This is a genomic window from Catenovulum adriaticum (assembly GCF_026725475.1).
In the GTDB taxonomy this organism is placed as follows: Bacteria; Pseudomonadota; Gammaproteobacteria; order Enterobacterales; family Alteromonadaceae; genus Catenovulum; species Catenovulum adriaticum.
The window spans coordinates 598,794-616,978 of the sequence record NZ_CP109966.1 but is presented as its reverse complement, the minus strand read 5'-3'; the positions used below and the strand labels follow the sequence as shown (position 1 = coordinate 616,978).

The following is an 18,185-nucleotide window of genomic DNA, read 5'->3' as shown; positions in this document are numbered from 1 at the left end:
GCTAGCAAAATGAATAATGTTTATTGAGCCAAATGATATTTACCTGCAATCCAGTCGTCGATTTTCGAAAATCCATTAACGGCTTGGTCAATATCATCGTTGAAATGAACTTAAATGTCATGTTTGGTGCCTTATTTATCTTCTGTAAAAAAGATAAATATGTCTAATTTAAGTGATGTCCTTCACTGTGCCTCTTTCGACTAAGCTGGGGGTAAATTTTTGCTCTTCGATTATGTTTTGCTCCAATCTTGGCTTGGCTAATTTTAGTGATAACTCAGCCGCTTTTTTTGCCATTTGTTCAATGGGGACGTTTATTGTGGTCAGTTTAGGGATACTACACTTTGCGAGAATTAAATTATCGCACCCTATGACGGATATATCTTCTGGAACCCTTAAACCATGAGCTTTAAACATAGAAATCGCTCCGACAGCCATTGCATCGTTATAGCAGAGCAAAGCGGTAAAGTTAATCCCTTTTGCTAGCAAGTTTTGCACGGCAATTTCACCACCCTCATAACTTGCATAACTATATTCAATATTTGTATCTGGTAGTGTTATATCTTGCGCGGTGAAATAATCGACCATTCCTCTTAATCTTTCTTGAGTGTTAGGTCGGATTTCGTCGGTCAGTAAAACCGCCATTTGTTTATGTCCTTTTTCACCGATATGTTGAGCCATCATATGGCCGCACATATATTCATCTAACCAAACGCATCTAGATTTTATTTTTTCAATATACCGATTGAGTAAAACAAAGCCCGGGATAGATTCTGCAAATTTGATTAATTGATCATCAGACAAAGCTGCGCTGTTGACAACCATATTGGTGTATCTGTGTTCTCTTAATGTTTCAATGGCTTTCATTTCTGTGTGTTGTTTAAATGCGCCTGAATTCATAAAAATTTGCACGTTTTTACGACTGGCGACTTGCTCTATTCCATGAGCCATAGCGGCAAAAAATGGGTCGGTCAAATCGGCCAGCACTATGCCTATTGCTTCATTTTGCTGTGTATTTAGCGCTTGAGCGTGTACATTTGGTTGGTACCCCATCTCTTGCATAATAGTTTTTATTCGCTCACGGGTTTTAGACCCAACTTTAGGACCATTATTAATGACTCTGGAAACGCTTGCAGGTGACACGCCTGCAGCTTTTGCTATATCCTTGATTGTTATCATTTGTTTAAATTACCTGTTAGTTGAGAATGGTTAACGCAATTTGATGGGTAAAAAGTTAATAACCAAATTGGCAGCAAACTAAATAAAATCGAACCTACGGATAAAATTAACCGCATAAAAAACAAACTGCTCTCTGTTTGGGCTGTGCCTGAACTGGCATCAAAACCAATTAAGTTGAGTAAGGTACCAGATCCTATTAGTGCAATCACTAAGCTAAATTGCAGCACTTTATTATGCTGAGATACAAAGTATGACGTGTTTTGATAGCCAGATGCTTTATGGTGAATTGCGCTTAAATCTGCAAGCAACGCTGGTATTATTACAGACATAGCAACCCAAGACGATGCATTTAGTAAAGCGTCTAAAATGATTAGCCATTCGCTTTCGGGTGTGTAAATAAACCATTTAGCCGCGCCAGCTACGCTGCTGATAACATAAATAAATTTTAAAATGCTTATTTTACCATAAGCATTGACTAAATAGGCGATCACTGGAGTGAGTAGAATACCAAATAAGGCAAAAGAAGTTGAAAGTATGCCTTTCCAATGTGAGCCCGCTTCTATGTCGCCATAATTTACATAATAGACGAGCAAATAGTAGTCAAAGCTACTGCAAACGCTGGTAGCACCAAATTTTAAAATGACTAACGCTAATATAATGGTTAAAGCTTTTTTTATATCTGGGGTTAGGTTGCTAAATGTTAACTTAGCTTGTTTTAGTTGCTGAAAATGAGGCGTTTTATCGGTTTTTTCTTGGCATAAAAAGGCAAAAATAGTGGCGAACCCGGCAATTAAAAGCAAACCTACTGCTGAACCTACGACTTGTACCCCTGTATAGACCGATTGCCAGATTGGTAATTTCGCTAAGGGGTAAAGCCAAAAATAAACCAGTGAACCGATACGCTCAAATACAGACGCAAAGGCTAAAACTAATGTTCTTTGGTAGTTATCTGAACGAGTTTCAAAAGTAACACATTTGATATTGATTGAAAAAAAACAGCTACTAATGTAGAAAACACTGGCTACCAAGCAAAGCATCATCAGTAATGTGGTATCTCCCCATGACTCAGGGAAAATCCATAAAGACGAAAAACTGATACCTGCGACCCAGCCACTTAATAAAATTAATTGTCTTCTGCTACCCCATTTGAATTTTATTTTGTCAGATATAATCGCTACTTGAGAGCTAATTGCTGCTGAAATGATTAAGGGTAAAGTTAATGCTATTGCTAATAAAAGTGGGTCTAAAGCCCGAGTCATTTGATAGTAGGGGGTTGTAAGCGCATTGATTGAATGGCCGGCAAAAAAAATGGCAAGATACCCACTGCCAATCGCTACTTTTTCTTTATTTTTTATTGCAGGCAACTGGAGCATGTTAACCCCAGCTAACAGAGCTGCGTTTGATAATGATCGGTTTGTATTTGTAAGTGTTTATTGTTTGACTAACTTTACCTTCATTTTTACTGAGCGTTAATGCTAATTCAGTTGCTTTTTGAGACATCACAGCAATCGGATATTTAACGGTTGTGAGTGGCGGCGAGCAATAGTTAGCCAACAGTACGTCATCAAACCCAATGACAGAGACATTTTCTGGCACGCTTAACCCTTTTTCAGTCAGTTTTGCTACAGCGCCAACGGCAACTGCGTCATTGTAAGCTAATACAGCGGTAAACTTGATGCCGTTTGCTAAGGCTTGTTCAATTGCTTTTTCTCCACCTTGAGGATCAGGTGACGTGTAAATGATATGGTTAGCAGGTAAAATTTTATGTGCTTGTGTAAAGGCTGATTGGATTCCCGCTAGTCTTCGGGATGCGTCATATACTTTGTTTTTGGTTGATAAAACTAACACGTTAGAATGGCCCATCTCTAAGATATATTGCGCCATATTGAAACCACCTTGCTGGTTATCAAGCCAAATACACCTTTCTTGAATGGCTTCAATGTATTTATTTATGAGCACAAATCCCGGAATTTTATGAGCAAAATCAATTAATTCTTCATCAGATAAAATTTTACTATTGACCACCATCGCTTTGCATCTTTGAGCTTGTAAGCTGTTAATGGCCTGACGTTCTTTTTCTTCATTTAATGAGCCTGTACTAATTAAGACATTGGCATTATATTTTTCTGCTGTTATTTCAATGCTTCTAGCCATAATAGCAAAAAAAGGATCGGACAGTTCAGACATGACAACACCGATTGTATTTGTCGATTGCTTAACTAGCGCTCTAGCTTGAGCATTAGGATAAAAATCTAATTCGGCAATAGCTTGTTTAACTTTTTCTTTTGTTTTAGCGCTTACGCCATTTGCATTATTAATGACTCTGGATACGGTTGCTGGAGATACCCCGGCGAGTTTTGAAACATCTTTGATTGTTGACACTAAATTAACCTGCCTTACTGAATTCTGGCTTATTTTAACCCTGTTATTATATATAAATTACTCATTTAAAGTAATTTATATAGCGATGAGTTTGCATCTTTTTTAATATTTGTTGCGCTTTTGGAGGTATTATTTGCAGATACTGGAGTTTCTTCAACATTTATCAAGATGAAGGCTTTGTGTGTTATTCTCCGGCCTTATTGCTGAAAACTGCATTGCTGAAAACTGCGTTTAACTCGCTTTTACAATGAGCGGCTTCGCAAAAAACACCAACCCATATTTGTATTTTGATTGGCAAACAGAACATAGTTTCAGGGCAAAATAATAGTTGAACACTTTTCCACAAACTAGCGAAGTGGCGCAAGTAGCCCATCATTGTCACAAAAACGCTGCTTGCCATGTAAGCTTGGATTTTTCGTCCTGAAAATACACTGCATGGATGCAATTACTTAAGATTTGTCTGGCACAAAATCCAGTGTGCTAAATTATGGCTCTCCCATTTAAATATTGGCGATATATTAAAGTATGATCTTGTCCTGAGCATAGTGTTTAATTTTTATACAGGGTGGGTTTGTTTTATAAAGTGAAATAAAAAGATAGCTTGATAAGTGAGGGGGACAGCAGAAAAGCGGACATCCTTGTCCACACACGACGCTCTGAAATTGGATGCTAGCGGGTAGCATTGGTTGCTTTTATCCAATTAATTTATATCGTTTTGATTAATAAAATTGGAGATTCTATGTTCAAAACTAATATTATCTATATTCCCACACAACTAACATAGTTACAAGTATTTATTGTTGGTTTTGATTAAATTAGATTTATTTTGACTGGTTTGTATTTGAAGTTACTCTTAATATTGTTATAGTATTGGGTATGTGTGGTGATTTTAGGTTAGTAGATTAGGCATTATCGCTTTATAATTTACTAATGTTACTTAAAGGTAATCAAAAGTGTCAGATCAGTCTTTAAATTCATTAGTTGTAGATATAGGCAAAACTCATATCAAAATTTGCTTATTAGACGCAAGAAATAACCCTGTTCGTACTGAGCAAACTAATAATGTCATTGATTCTTCAGGAGCGTATCCAAGTGTTGATGTTGATTATATTTGGACATGGTTAAGTGAAAATATTAAATTATTAGCGAGCTCATATCACATTTCAGCCATTGCTTTTTCTACGCATGGTGCAACGGCTGCTCTAATTAACCGTGATAAAGAAGAGCTGGTTTTACCCGTTTTAGATTATGAATATAACGAGTTAGATAAAATTAATGAACCTTATTTAACCGTTAAACCCTTATACGAAAAAACATTTTCGCCGCCATTGCCTGCAGGTTTAAACCTTGGCAAACAGTTATTTTGGCTGCAACACCACTTTGCAACTAAATTTAATCAATGTACTGATATTTTAATGTATCCACAATATTGGGCATGGAAATTAACTGGCGAAGTCAGTACAGATATTACCTCATTGGGGTGTCATACCGATTTATGGTCTATAGCGGATAATGACTTTTCAAGCTTGGTTGATACCATGAATTGGCGTCACTTATTTCCAAAAGTGATGCCGCCATGGCATTGCGTTGGTCAAATTAAACCTCAGTTAGCACAAGCTTGGGGGCTAGGTGAGCAATGCCAAGTACATGTCGGAATTCATGACAGCAACGCAAGCTTTTTGCGGTATCGCGTTTCTCAAGATGATCGTCCTTTTACCGTTATTTCAACCGGTACGTGGACAATTAGCATGGCGGCTAACGTCTCACTTGAAAATTTATCTAAAGATAAAGATATGCTGGCAAATATTGATGCGACCGGCAAAGCGGTTGCTTGTGCAAGATTTATGGGGGGGCGTGAATTTGCAAGTATCTGTAAGCGATTTGGCGCTAATGTTGCCGATAAATTTTCAGCACAAGATATCCAGCATGTGATTAACTCAAATGTATTTGCTTTGCCTGATTTTAGTGGTGGCAGTGGACCTTTTGGTCACAGTGAAGGCTGTATTTTGGGTAATAAAAAAACAATTAAAGGTGCGGCTTTAGCTTCTTTGTATTGTGCATTAATGCTCGACTATCAGTTGGATACATTGAAGGTTTCTGGTGATATTTATATTGAAGGGGCTTTTTTGAAAAATCCTTTTTTATGCGGTTTATTATCGCAGTTACGAGGTGATCAAAATGTTTATTTATCAACCGATACAACAGGCACAGTGCAAGGCGTGGCTCAGTTAATGTCATGGGGTAAATCATTTGATGAACCCAAAGTTGAGCCAGCATTAAAAACCAGTATAGAAAACTTAGTACAGTATAAAGCGCAATGGCTGTCAGCTATTCAAGAAAACTTGTAGTTATTTAAATCTCCAAGCATTGAAAATATGATGCGGTTGGGTATTAATCAACTACAAATAATAAGCTTAATCATTTCTTAAATTGTATAATAAAGGTTGCTAATTTGTTTTTTTAGTAACCTTTAATCTCTCCTATCAAGCATATAAATCCAAAATTAACGATAAAAAATCTAAAATAGTCATTTCAAGTCAAATGTTTTCGATATACAATAACCTATGTATTTTTTTTGTTAATTTTATGGGCAGAGTTTAGTGACTAATATGCGTTTTATTACAAAAAGCATCACCTCGGCATTGATGATTGTTTTATTAAATGCCTGTGGTGAATTAACTGACAGCACAAAATCACTTCGAATTGCACACGGGTTAGATATACAACATCCAGTGCACCAATCTTTAGAATATATGAATACCGAGTTACAGCGTATATCTAATGGTCAGATGGATCTTGTTTTATATCCATCTGGTCAGCTGGGCTCTGAAAGAGAAATTATTGAGCTGATTCAAATTGGCAGCATGGATATGACCAAAGTATCGGCCAGTACGCTTGAAACCTTTGTTTCAGGCATGAAAGTATTTAGTTTGCCTTATTTATTTCAAGACCAAGAACATTTTTGGGCAACCTTATCGGGCTCAATAGGTCGCGAGTTATTAGATTCAGGGCAAGATTTTAATATCAAAGGGTTAGGCTATTTTGATGCCGGTAGCCGAAGTTTTTATACAACAAAAGATAAAGTCACTCAGCCAGACGATTTAAAAGGGTTAAAAATTCGAGTAATGAGCAGTCAAAGTGCTGTGACTATGGTTAATACTATGGGTGGTGCTGCCACGCCTATTAGTTGGGGTGAGCTCTACACAGCCCTGCAACAAGGTATCGTTGAAGGGGCAGAAAATAACCCGCCCAGTTTTTATTACTCTAAACATTATGAAGTCAGCCAATATTACTTATTAGATGAACATACTTCAATTCCAGACGTTATCATTATTGGCACCCACACTTGGAATAATTTATCTAAACAAGAGCAAGCTTGGCTAAAAGAAGCAATGGCATTAGCAACCCAGTACCAGAAAAAATTATGGGCTGAGTCGACTCAAATGTCACTCAACAAAGTGAAAGAAGCTGGTGTTGAAGTGATTCGAGCTGACAAAACGCAATTCCAAAAAAGTGTCGAGCCAATTTATAAACAACTTGAAGGCACACCGCTTGAGCAATTAGTGGCTGATATTAAAAAATTAGGGCGCCAACTATGAGATCTTTGCAATCATTTTTAACTCAACTTAATTCAATTATCCGTTTAATGCTGGCTGTTATGCTGGTTTTATTGGTGGTTGATGTCACTTGGCAAGTACTGACTCGTTTTATTTTGCCGCAACCTAGCTCATTTACAGAAGAAATTGCTCGTTTTTTATTAATTTGGATCAGTTTATTGGGCGGTGCATATGCTTACAGCACGCATAGCCATCTTGGTTTTGACCTATTAATTCAAAAAATATCAGCTGATAAAGCCCGTAAAATATACCGTTTTTGTTGTGTATTAGTTGCGATATTTGCCGTCTCAGTATTAATTATTGGCGGCTGTAATTTGGTTTATATGACTTGGGAATTTGAACAATATTCGCCTGTGTTAAATGTACCTGTGGCTTTTATTTATACTGTAGTACCGCTTAGCGGGGTCTTGTTTTTGCTTTATAGCATCAATTTTTATCTGACACTGGAAACCAGTTTACCTGAGCAGGAGAATACAAATGACTAGTGCAATTTTATTTGGTGTATTTGCCGTTTTATTGTTAATTAACTTGCCTATTGCATTGGCCATTATATTTGCCACCTTGGTGACTATGTTGGCCACCATTGATACTTTGCCGGCTTTAACGACAATAGCGCAGCGGCTGACTGCTGGTATAGATAGTTTTGCTTTATTAGCTATTCCATTTTTTATATTGTCTGGTTATTTAATGGGGCAGGGTGGTATTGCTGCTAGGTTGATTAGTTTTGCAAAAGTGTTGGTTGGACGTTTACCCGGTGGTTTAGCATTTGTAAATGTAATTTCATGTGCATTATTTGGTTCTATTTCAGGCTCATCGGTTGCGGCTACTTCTGCCATTGGTGGTTTTATGATCCCGGCGATGAAAAAAGAAGGGTACGATAAGCCATTTAGCACAGCTGTTACCGTAACGGCAGCAACCACAGGTATGTTAATACCACCGAGTAATATTTTAATTGTATATTCGTTAGCAAGCGGTGGCGTATCCATTGCGGCATTATTTATTGCAGGCTATTTACCGGGTATTTTAGTCACTTTATTGTTGATTGCCGCTTGTGCAATCTACGTTAAACGAAAAAATATTCAGCCTTTGTCTAGTGAAGCAATTGAACCATTCTGGCCCGCGTTGTTTGGCGCCGTGCCCAGCTTATTATTAATTGTTTTAATTATTGGCGGCATTATCGCTGGCTTTTTTACACCCACAGAGGCGGGGGCTATTGCGGTATTATATTCTTTAGCACTTTCGCTGGTATTTTATCGTCAGCTTAAAGTGAAAGATTTATACCCATTGCTATTAAAGTCCGTTAATACAACAGCGATTGTTATGTTATTAATTGGTGCCTCGTCTGCCATGTCGTGGTTAATGTCATACGCTTTTATCCCGCAATCTATTAGTGAAACCTTGTTGAGTTTGTCAGAAAATCCTTTGGTTATTCTCCTGATTATTAATATTACCTTGTTATTAATTGGCACTTTTATGGACATGACGCCAGCCGTATTAATATTTACGCCTATCTTGTTGCCTGTGGCTGAATCTTTAGGTTTATCACCATTACATTTTGGGATCATGATGATCTTAAACCTGTCAATTGGTTTATGTACACCGCCAGTGGGGAGTGTTTTATTTGTTGGTTGTAGTATTGCTAAAGTCGGGATTAGTCAAATAATACGCCCCATATTGCCATTGTATGCTGCCATGGTCGCTGCACTGGTATTAGTGACCAGCTTTCCAAGTATTAGTGAATATTTACCTAAATTATTAGGTTTAATTTAGTCATTTAAATAAAGCCTGTTGATGTTTGCCAAAGTGTTATTTGCAAAAATTCAGCAGGCATTTAGCCCCAACATTGGATGAAAAATATGAAAATAATTAACCATATTAAAATCAAAACCAGAATAATATTATTGGTGCTAATTCCATTACTTGTCAGCTTATTTTTTGCTTTAGAAAGATACCAAAATGCCAATGCAGCCGTTAAAAAAATTGAACAGCTAGAGATATTGCAAGAGTATATATATGTAGTATCTCCGGCGATTTCTGCGCTTCAGCAAGAGTTACTTTATACTAAAATGTACCTTGGCCCAGGGTCGCGTATTCATGAAGTAGGGTTAGAGTTTAAACAAAATATGTTAGATCGGCGGGCGATATCAGATGATGCATTAAAAAACTATCAAACATTTATTGCCGACAGCCAAAAATTTGAGTCTTTTCCAAGGTTGCAAAAAGATCTTACAGAAATTAAAACCAGTTTTGATAAACTTGAATTTGTCCGATCTTTAGCCAATAAAAGACTTAAAAATGTTAAAGATGAAACTGATCCTAATGGCTCTAAAATTTGGACCATTTTAACCATCCAAAATACGATTGATAGTTTAATTGATAGCTCTAAGCAAGTGGTTATTTTATCTAGCAGCAACCCAGAGCTTTCGTTGTTGGCAAACGCTTATCAAAATTTAGTGTATGCAAAAGATGCTTCATCTTTTTTAGTTGGGCATATTTATGCAGGCATTGTAGGTAATTTAACCATTAATAATTATGGTGACATTTTAAAATTAGCAGCGTTAGAGGCCAGTTATCTTAATTATTTTATTAGTTTTGCGCCTCAGCAAAGTATTGATTATTTTAATCAACATTTACGTAGCCAAGCTTTTTATACCAGCACATTGCAGAATTATCGAAAAATAAGAAAAGAAGCCGGTGAATTGATTGCTCAGCCTTTACCTATGGATAAAACAGAATGGCTGAATACCAGCGAGCAAATTAACAATGCGTATGCAAAAGTCATTAATCATGTTTTAAACAAAATAGAAACTAGCAAAAATGCTTTAATGGCAGATGCAAAAAGTGCGGTATTTAACACCATCATAGCGATTATCGTATTATTACTCGTATTGTCAGTAGTTTCGTATCAAATTATTCGCAGTATCAACACGCCACTTAAGCAACTGATGACTGGCTTAACTACTTTGGCACAAAGTAAAGATATGACTTTGCGTAGTCATATAGAAGGCAACAATGAACTCAGTTTAGTTGGCAATGCTTTTAATTCACTGACCCAAACATTTGAAAAAACCTTATCGACAGTACAGGAACAAATTGTCACGATGGATCAGACGACTAAAAGTGTTTCCACCTCGGTCAGTGATTCAATGAAATTAATTGATAATCAAAAAGAAGCAACTGATAGTATTTCGGTCGCAATTAACCAAATGACATCCACTATATATGAAGTGTCTACCATGACTTCATCAACCTCTGATACGGTTAAACGTGCATACAACTTATCAATCGAAAGTGAAAAAGATGCTCAATCGAGCAAACTCGCGATGAATGCGCTGTTTGAAGAGCTTGATGATACCAGCAAAATGGTGGCAAATTTAAATAATGAAGCGAATCAAATTAGCCATATTTTACAGGTGATCAAAGGGATCTCAGAGCAAACCAACTTACTGGCATTAAATGCAGCCATAGAAGCGGCCAGAGCAGGCGAACAAGGCCGAGGATTTGCTGTGGTCGCTGACGAGGTACGTAACTTATCTAAACGCACCCATGAGTCGACAGAGCAAATACAAGCTCAAATTGAAACCCTGATAAATGGCGCAGAAGAAGCCACTCAAAAAATGTCGATCCTGCAAAGTAGTGGGCAAGAAACCGTAGAAAGTGTGCAAAAAAGTACCAATGCTTTTAGCTTGATTAAATCAGAACTTGATAAAATTACCGATATGGCGACACAAATTGCTGTGGCAACTGAAGAGCAGACGAATGCCGCAGATGAAATTAACCGCCGTATTCATGTGATTAAAGATGATTCTGCTAGTATGTATGAACAAGGCAGTCAAACGGTTGAAGCAACTAAAACATTAATCCAAAAAGGCGCTGATTTAAAACGCGATATTAGTGTGTTTCATTTCAATTAAAATCGTAGCAGTGGGTTTATCCCGCGTGAGTGTAGTGGCAGAGTAATTTGGCCACTACACTTTTTGATTGAGGTATTCGATAAGAAAAAAGCTAAATAATAGATTGAAGTGGTATAGGTTTCTAAATACCATCATAAAAATTAAACTTTTAGCGTAAAGCCGTGTTATTTTATAACACTGTAAAAGTTAAATATTAACGTCTTTTTCTGTCTGAAATTTACTTACAGTAGAAAGAGTACGTCACTTAGGTGACCTAGCCTATTTGCTACAAAAGTATGTTCGTTTAAACAAGGCTTAGATTTCACTTAGTGAGCTAGCTGGATAAAAAAGAAGGTCTAGCAGCAATACTAGACCCTGTATATGAAGCAGCAAGACTCACTAAAATTTAGCACGTAAACCCATAGTATAGCGCGGACCGGTTTTACGATATCTAAAGGTTGCATCAGAGATGCCAACATATTCGTAAACGTCGCTGTCCAAAACATTGCTGCCGCTAAAGAATAAGTTAACTTGGTCATTTAATGCGTAATCTATTGATACATCTAGCTGGTCATATGCATCAGCATATTTAGCTAAACCACCTTGGCTGTTGGATAACAATCGTTCATCGCGATAGTTGTAGGCAAACCGCACGCCTACATCATCTTTTTCGTAATAAACAATCGCGTTGTAGCTATTTTTTGAAAGATTTGGCAGTGGCAACTCTTCGCCCGTTACTTGGTTAAAATTTTGACCCGGTTGCTCGCTATCCGTATGGGTGTAATTCAGCACGTAACCTAAGCCGTCAAATGGTGCAGGCAGTAGCTCACTAAAATCTTGCTGCCAACTCATTTCTAAACCTTGAATCGTGCCTGATTCTCCATTTTCTTTAAACGCCAGCACAACTTCATCTTCTTGCGCTTTGGCAACCGTGCAGTTTACATCACTTCCTTCATTGGCCAATGCGACTGTGCAGCCGTCAGAGTTACGGTCTTGGGTTTCGTCAATAATTTCATTGCGCGTTCCAGTTTTAAAGAAAGACGCGACATCTTTATAAAAAATTGCAGCAGTCAATGCGCTGGTATCTGAAATATACCACTCGTAACTTAAATCATATTGAGTGGCTTTAAATGGCGCAAGATTTGGGTTTCCAATAGTTGCACTTTGGCTATTGCCGGCTAGGTTCAATGCAGGTGACAAGTCTACTGGGTTAGGGCGAGACATCACTTTAGCTGCAGCAAAACGAATATTCATTTTGTCGGTTAAATCAAAATTGATGTTAAAACTAGGCAAAAAGTCGGAATAATTATTTTCTTCTGATTTAGGTACGCCATTTTGGTTGGCGGTTACGGTTGCATCTGTTTTTACATAACGCACCCCCAAGTTACCGCGAAAATTGTCACCGGCAAAGTTTTGTTGTGCATAAATTGCGCTGGTTTGTTCTTCAATGTCAAACCATGCGGTCGCTGTTTCGTTAAACGCCGACACCGGCCCGCTGTAGTTTGGATCATCGTCTAACGCCAAAACAATATCACCCATGGCTTTAAATTGTTGCGCAGACATATGGTCTAGCGTAATCCATTTGCGTGGTACTGCTCCTGCTTCGCCAGACATAAACTCACCATCTGTAACCACTATCATGTTTTGCACTTCAGTCGGCAAGTCTGTTAATGCAATTCGCATGTTTTGTCCGCTGGTGCTGTCGTCGTAATTGGGATCACTTGGATCTAAGTCAGACAAATAGTTATTTAAATCAGCCAACTGGAATTCTTTGCGGCTCGCGGTTCTGTCAGCCAGGCGAAGTCCCGTTTCAAAGCTTGTGAAAATGCCGTTATCTAACGTGTATTCAAAATCAATTTTTAGACTGTCTTCTCCGGTTTTTTTGTCGTTGTTACGTGCCCAAACATTGGTCATATATAAACCATCAAATGTCGCGCCACTTCGGTTATTTGGCAAAATAATCTCAGCTTGTGGCAGACCTTTACCTGAAAAGTCGTAGTTTACCTGTTGTTGTACTTCTTCTGATTTAGCTAACAGATAATTCGTATTGATGTTTTTACTGTCGTTGGTTGAGCGTGATGTTTGTGCTTGTACCGATAATTTATAATCGTTTTTAAAGTATGTTCCGCCAAATGCTAGGGCGTATTGTTGTTCTTCGCCTAACTGATTTGTTGGATTAAATTTAACCCAGCCAGCTTGACCAAATTCAGGGTCGTCAGCGTTGGTTTCAGAAATGACATTTGCAGCCATTAAAAAGCCTTGTTGTGAACCATCAGTATGGGTTACTGTCGTTAAATTTTCGTCTTGATAATCAAACCCTAAAAAGCCACCTTTTAAGTCGACCACAACTTTTGGTTGGCTTTGTTGCGAGTCAAATTGAATAAAAGTAGTATCTACAAAAAACTCAAGTTCGGTATTTGGCGCAAATTGAAATGATGCATCAAGGCCTATTTTTTGACGGTCGTAGTCAAAGCGTTGAAATCTATTGGTGCGGGGTACCCAAACCGGATAGCCGGGGTTAACTGCATTTACATCACCATTGGTGTAACTTGCACCATTTAATTTACGCCAGCCATTATTTTCAACTTGTTCGGTTCTTTGATTATAATCTTGGTATGAAACGTTAATCAATGCACCAAAATCTCCTAAACTAGAATCCCATGTATTACTGGCAAATAAACTGAGTTCAGGGTCTACCTCGTCTTCGCGCAGTGTGTCGTAACCTAATTTGGCCGTGACTGAAACTGTTTCTGGCGCGGTATCAAATGGCTTACGTGTTTTTAGACGCACGGTTGCGCCTAACGCACCTTCTGTATCTGATGCAGAGGGTGACTTAATCACTTCAACACCGGCAAATAACGCAGAAGATATACCGGTAAAAGAATTATTGCGGTTGTCTGAGTTATTTGAGATTAAGCTGCGACCGTTTACTTCGACGCGGTTTTGGCTTAACCCCCGTACCTGAAAGCCTGCACCTTCTCCTCCTGCGTCACGGCCTATTTGTAAACCGGTAACACGTTGCAAAGCTTCTGCAATGTTGTTGTCGGGTAATTTACCTATATCTTCAGCAGTAATGACATCTACAACTTGGGTCGCATTACGTTTGATATAAGCGGACTCTTTTAACGAATTGCGAATACCTGTCACTGTAATGGTTTCAGGATCTTCTGTTTCTTGTTCATTGGCCAAAGCTGCAATATTTATCGCAGGATAAACAATTAAACTGGTTAATAAGCTGGTTTTTATCAGTGTACTGAGGTGGGTTAATTTAAGCATTAGCATGTATCCATATGTATTATTGTAATATAAATATTTTGGCTTAGCGAAATGAACTGAGGTAACAGCAGGATGTTCGGTTCATTCGAATAAAAGCAATTAAAACTTAATTGTTATTTATTTGTATGTCAAATTAAATGTTTTTTAAATGATAATGTTCTAATTTAAGGTGTTTTATTTCTAACGCTTATTTTAAAATATGTTTTAAAACAACTGACTACGTATTTTTCTGGTTTTGTTTATATTTTTTGTGTTTTGTTTGTTGTGTTTTCTTTTCTTAAATGTAATATATAAACACAATATTTCTGTTGAAAATTTATACATAAAACACACACATTAAATAGAGGTATACACATGCAAAACTTGTTTAAACTGGCTTTTTTAACGGGCGCATTATCTGCGGCTGCTATGGCTCATGCTGGTGGTACATTAACTTTGTCTAACCAAACCGGCACGATAGTGATAAACGATAACAGTGATTATGATGAAATTGTTATTCCGGGCAACAAAACCATTCAAGCAAATATCCATATTCTTAAAGGCCGCACAAACGACGTCGTCATTCGTGGTAACAATAGGTCAACTTCAATACTTGCACCCAATGGCCTGTGGGGAGAGTCGCAAGCTGATGCTAAAGGCACAGCGGGCAAGAAACTCAGTACGATTTATGCTGACTGCAACTGTACTGTGTCAGTTTCTAATTTAACCAGCCGAAATCCTGAAAAATTCCACATTTTGGGTGACACGGATAACTCAGTAATGTTGGTTGATAATGTAAATTTATATACCCGAATTGCGGCAAATAGCGACGTGCACCATCATCATACAACCGACGGTTTTGGTGGGGGAGTGGGGTCTTCAATTCGAAATTCAAATATCGATACCTTTGATGACAGTATAAAAGTGTATCGCACTGAAATGACTGTAGAAAATGTGCATATCACCCATAACGAATTTGGTGCGCCCTTTCAATTCGGTTGGGGTGGGTTCGATTATGCTAAATTGATTTTAAAAGGCTCAAACACGGTAAAAGACAATCACTCAAGTTATCGTCATGGTGTATTTGCGTGGGTTAGCACTAATGAAACTGGGTATGTCCGCAAAGTTGACTACAGAGGGGCGTTTAACCACACAGTTGCTTCGGGTAAAAATCGCTCCAAACTTTATACCTTTGGTCATTTATCAAATACAAACTTAACGGTTTCCGGCGCTACGCTTAATTTATTTGGTGGGCAGTGTTTGGCGTCCACGGGTTCGAATACGGAATTTAGGTTAACCAGTAACGCTAATATTACCAATGGCGCATATTGTAACTAATTTGATTTTATCGACATTACAATACATTGGCGGATGATTGGTTATACAGTGACCAATTATCCGCCTTAAACCTTTTACCTAAGTTTATTTAAGTACAAAACTTATGCGGAAAATAATTTACCTGCTGCTATGGTCTGTTATCGGGATATTAGCAGTCGGGACTGGCTATTTAATGCAAACATATGTGCAATTTAATGATCAGAATTCAGATATCAGTCTAAAGAGCAGCCCAATGACAACTCAAAAGCATAATTTAGACAACAGCGCTCAGTTAGAGCAACTACAGGTTCATAAGCAATCAGCACTCGCCGAATCTAACTTAACCCAACTGCTATCTAAAAAAACATTACGTAGTATTAGCCGCAGAGAACTTAAATTGGCGCTACAACAAAACCCGTATCAGTTGATTGATTTTATTAAAACATATAACAGTGCTGATGCTTTTGAAACGCGTTTATTATTAGATGTGATCTTTCAGTTTAACGATGAATACCGCGAACAGGTTGCGCTTGAATTACTTAAAAGCGAAAACAACCAATTTAGAATTGCGGGGTATAGACTACTTGCTAGTGCTAACTCAGAAACGCCCGACGCAACAGGCTCAAAGTTGCGCAGGGTAATAGAGCACAGCTATATGGAAAGTAGTAACGAGGTGCTAGTTCAAGTGTTTTCAGGTTTGGCTTCGCATGCCATTACTGAAGATGTTTCTGAGGATATCCGCCAGCGTATTCAAGCTGCCGCAGCACCTTTTGATACCGATTTAGCAGTGGAATCTACCCGTTTGTTAGCTAAATTTGAATCTCAGAAAATCATAGACGGACGGATAGAAAAGCATTTATCCAGTAATAGTAAGCGCGTTGTAATGCAAACGCTTAATTTACTGTATGAGTTGCAATCAGTCTCTGAAGTCACTAAGCGGAATCTACAGAAAATCGCAGATAACCCGCAATTTGATTCAGAGATACGCGCAACCGCTAAAGCGATACTCATGCAAGTGTAAATATGTGAACCATTTGTATGATATATTGTTGTTTTTAACTACCCAGCTTAAAACTTATAAAGGATTTAGATGAAAAACGTATGGTTATTATTGACGTCACTCTCACTGATTGCTTGTCAAAGCACACCCGTACCCGTTAAACCAACGCCGAATATTTGTTGTCATGCGAAAAAGAGTAATGAGGCTGTTCAACTGATCTTAAGAGTTCCTCCACGTTATCCAGCAATCGCAGCTAGGGCTGGACAAAACGGTTGGGTGCAATTGCAGTTTGATATTGATGAAAATGGCAATGTGAAGAACCTGCAGGTTATAGATTATAGCCCTGAAGGCTTCAATTTCGATAAACAAGCTTACCGAGCTGTCGAGCAATGGAAATACAAAATCAATAACGCCGCCAAAAATCAGCTTGTTACCTTAGAGTTTAAGTTAAATTAGTCTATTCAAGTTATGTTTGTTGGTCGTTTATTCCATTGAAGCTAAATTAGACTGCCCACAACTCCAGCTGGTCTGGGTTGTATCAAGCGGCACCATTTGATTGCATACCTTGACATTCGCCTGCATATTTTTAAGGTAGGCGAATTTATTCACTTCGATAGTTGAGTTATTTATCACTATGTTTGCGGTCCCAGCAGGTGCTTGTTGTCCTTCATTCCAAAAATTTATTAACGCTGAATTCAGGTTGATGATAGTTACTTTGTCCAAAATCAAATTTTTAGTATAACGTCCTTTTCTGGCATCTATCACTGCGTTGCCAGTGTTATTTCTGCCTGCTTCACCAATAATAGTCACGTTGTTAAAAACAGCTGTGGCATTGTTACCATAACTTCCCCAGCCAAACTGAATAGGTACTGTGTTGCCAATCATTTTAATCATTGTGTTTTCAACCGTTATATCGGCATATACTTTAATAACGTCATCGGCTGTTTCAAAATAGCTGTTACGTATGATAGTACCGCTAGCCGCTGATACGCCGTCACTATTGTTTTGATGACCGCCTCTAGCGTCAATTGCACGAACGCCATCAATTATTAATTGAGCCCCGTCTTTTCCGGTAAAGTGAAATCCGTAAGGATCAAGTGAAGTTAAATTTGTGATTTTTACTTGAATTTCGCCACGCGCCAAGATAGCTGACTTACACAACCCACAGCCATTGTTCAATTTGTTGTAGCGTTTAATAGGTGTGCCATATATTAAAGACGTAACAGCGTTTTGCCCTTTAATTTCCAAGCTATGGAATACGTTAAATCGCCCTTGAACTTTTACATTTTTGGCAATTTTTAATGTTTTTATTTGTTTTGGTATATCCCAACCTTGATGGCCAGAGTTTAAACTGCCACTTGAAAGAAAAGTAAGGGTTTTGGTTTGTGAGTGCCAATGGTATTGTCCAGAATAGTTTATAGAATGTAGAATGTTTGGCGCTAAATGTGAACTGAACGAACAAGACGTGGCCACCAAAGAAACTAAAAAACAGAACGCAATTAAACGAAATTTAGACATATTAAATCCAATGATTTAAATGAAGAG

At 38.0% G+C, this 18,185-nt stretch carries 14 protein-coding genes; 9 read left to right on the top strand and 5 right to left on the bottom strand.

Features of this window, described 5'->3' with window-relative positions; all coding sequences use genetic code 11:
- Nucleotides 1-32 precede the first annotated feature (32 nt).
- A complete protein-coding gene (gene tnpB / locus OLW01_RS18520; RefSeq protein ID WP_428980206.1) occupies nt 33-167 on the top strand; it encodes an IS66 family insertion sequence element accessory protein TnpB in 135 nt (44 codons plus the stop codon).
- Nucleotide 168: 1 nt separating this feature from the next.
- On the opposite strand, the gene OLW01_RS15880 is transcribed toward tnpB, so the two are convergent.
- The 3 genes from OLW01_RS15880 to OLW01_RS15870 are packed head-to-tail and all read right to left on the bottom strand — an operon-like array spanning nt 169 to nt 3,558.
- On the bottom strand, nt 169-1,176 hold the full coding sequence (locus OLW01_RS15880; protein ID WP_268076538.1) for a LacI family DNA-binding transcriptional regulator: 1,008 nt from the start codon (nt 1,174-1,176) through the stop codon (nt 169-171).
- Nucleotides 1,173-2,549 carry an MFS transporter gene (locus tag OLW01_RS15875; protein WP_268076537.1) on the bottom strand — a complete coding sequence of 459 codons (1,377 nt, stop codon included), beginning with the start codon at nt 2,547-2,549 and terminating at the stop codon, nt 1,173-1,175. The genes OLW01_RS15880 and OLW01_RS15875 overlap by 4 nt, the downstream gene beginning before the upstream one ends.
- A 1-nt stretch (nt 2,550) precedes the next feature.
- Entirely contained in the window at nt 2,551-3,558 is a 1,008-nt protein-coding gene (locus tag OLW01_RS15870) for a LacI family DNA-binding transcriptional regulator (RefSeq protein ID WP_268076536.1), read from the bottom strand.
- Between the two features lie 953 nt (nt 3,559-4,511).
- Here OLW01_RS15870 and OLW01_RS15865 point away from each other — a divergent pair.
- From OLW01_RS15865 to OLW01_RS15845, 5 genes are all read left to right on the top strand, one after another.
- Nucleotides 4,512-5,906 carry an FGGY-family carbohydrate kinase gene (locus tag OLW01_RS15865; protein ID WP_268076535.1) on the top strand — a complete coding sequence of 465 codons (1,395 nt, stop codon included), beginning with the start codon at nt 4,512-4,514 and terminating at the stop codon, nt 5,904-5,906.
- A 261-nt stretch (nt 5,907-6,167) separates the two neighbouring features.
- A complete protein-coding gene (locus tag OLW01_RS15860; protein ID WP_268076534.1) occupies nt 6,168-7,157 on the top strand; it encodes a TRAP transporter substrate-binding protein in 990 nt (329 codons plus the stop codon).
- A complete protein-coding gene (locus OLW01_RS15855; RefSeq protein ID WP_268076533.1) occupies nt 7,154-7,660 on the top strand; it encodes a TRAP transporter small permease in 507 nt (168 codons plus the stop codon). The genes OLW01_RS15860 and OLW01_RS15855 overlap by 4 nt, the downstream gene beginning before the upstream one ends.
- Nucleotides 7,653-8,945, top strand: coding sequence for a TRAP transporter large permease (locus OLW01_RS15850; protein WP_428980198.1), 1,293 nt, complete (start codon nt 7,653-7,655; stop codon nt 8,943-8,945). Before OLW01_RS15855 ends, OLW01_RS15850 begins: the two co-directional genes overlap by 8 nt.
- An 86-nt stretch (nt 8,946-9,031) precedes the next feature.
- A complete protein-coding gene (locus tag OLW01_RS15845; protein ID WP_268076532.1) occupies nt 9,032-11,089 on the top strand; it encodes a methyl-accepting chemotaxis protein in 2,058 nt (685 codons plus the stop codon).
- A gap of 378 nt (nt 11,090-11,467) precedes the next feature.
- Here the strand turns inward: OLW01_RS15845 and OLW01_RS15840 are convergent, their stop codons facing one another.
- Nucleotides 11,468-14,344 (bottom strand): TonB-dependent receptor, encoded by a 2,877-nt coding sequence (locus OLW01_RS15840; protein WP_268076531.1) that lies wholly within the window; start codon nt 14,342-14,344, stop codon nt 11,468-11,470.
- Nucleotides 14,345-14,698: 354 nt separating this feature from the next.
- Between OLW01_RS15840 and OLW01_RS15835 the strand changes: the two genes are divergently transcribed.
- From OLW01_RS15835 to OLW01_RS15825, 3 genes are all read left to right on the top strand, one after another.
- A complete protein-coding gene (locus tag OLW01_RS15835; RefSeq protein ID WP_268076530.1) occupies nt 14,699-15,661 on the top strand; it encodes a glycoside hydrolase family protein in 963 nt (320 codons plus the stop codon).
- Nucleotides 15,662-15,893: 232 nt separating this feature from the next.
- Nucleotides 15,894-16,661: a hypothetical protein gene (locus OLW01_RS15830; protein WP_268076529.1), complete on the top strand. Its 768-nt coding sequence runs from the start codon at nt 15,894-15,896 to the stop codon at nt 16,659-16,661.
- Between the two features lie 69 nt (nt 16,662-16,730).
- On the top strand, nt 16,731-17,096 hold the full coding sequence (locus tag OLW01_RS15825; protein WP_268076528.1) for an energy transducer TonB: 366 nt from the start codon (nt 16,731-16,733) through the stop codon (nt 17,094-17,096).
- Between the two features lie 27 nt (nt 17,097-17,123).
- Here the strand turns inward: OLW01_RS15825 and OLW01_RS15820 are convergent, their stop codons facing one another.
- Nucleotides 17,124-18,158, bottom strand: coding sequence for a glycoside hydrolase family 28 protein (locus OLW01_RS15820; protein ID WP_268076527.1), 1,035 nt, complete (start codon nt 18,156-18,158; stop codon nt 17,124-17,126).
- Nucleotides 18,159-18,185: the final 27 nt, after the last annotated feature.

Coding starts and splice junctions, on each gene's coding strand:
- OLW01_RS15825 (WP_268076528.1), top strand. CDS start 16,731: ATGAAAAACGTATGGTTATTATTGACGTCACTCTCACTGATTGCTTGT.
- OLW01_RS15830 (WP_268076529.1), top strand. CDS start 15,894: ATGACAACTCAAAAGCATAATTTAGACAACAGCGCTCAGTTAGAGCAA.
- OLW01_RS15820 (WP_268076527.1), bottom strand. CDS start 18,158: ATGTCTAAATTTCGTTTAATTGCGTTCTGTTTTTTAGTTTCTTTGGTG.
- OLW01_RS15875 (WP_268076537.1), bottom strand. CDS start 2,549: ATGCTCCAGTTGCCTGCAATAAAAAATAAAGAAAAAGTAGCGATTGGC.
- OLW01_RS15845 (WP_268076532.1), top strand. CDS start 9,032: ATGAAAATAATTAACCATATTAAAATCAAAACCAGAATAATATTATTG.
- OLW01_RS15840 (WP_268076531.1), bottom strand. CDS start 14,344: ATGCTTAAATTAACCCACCTCAGTACACTGATAAAAACCAGCTTATTA.
- OLW01_RS15860 (WP_268076534.1), top strand. CDS start 6,168: ATGCGTTTTATTACAAAAAGCATCACCTCGGCATTGATGATTGTTTTA.
- tnpB (WP_428980206.1), top strand. CDS start 33: ATGATATTTACCTGCAATCCAGTCGTCGATTTTCGAAAATCCATTAAC.
- OLW01_RS15855 (WP_268076533.1), top strand. CDS start 7,154: ATGAGATCTTTGCAATCATTTTTAACTCAACTTAATTCAATTATCCGT.
- OLW01_RS15850 (WP_428980198.1), top strand. CDS start 7,653: ATGACTAGTGCAATTTTATTTGGTGTATTTGCCGTTTTATTGTTAATT.
- OLW01_RS15835 (WP_268076530.1), top strand. CDS start 14,699: ATGCAAAACTTGTTTAAACTGGCTTTTTTAACGGGCGCATTATCTGCG.
- OLW01_RS15880 (WP_268076538.1), bottom strand. CDS start 1,176: ATGATAACAATCAAGGATATAGCAAAAGCTGCAGGCGTGTCACCTGCA.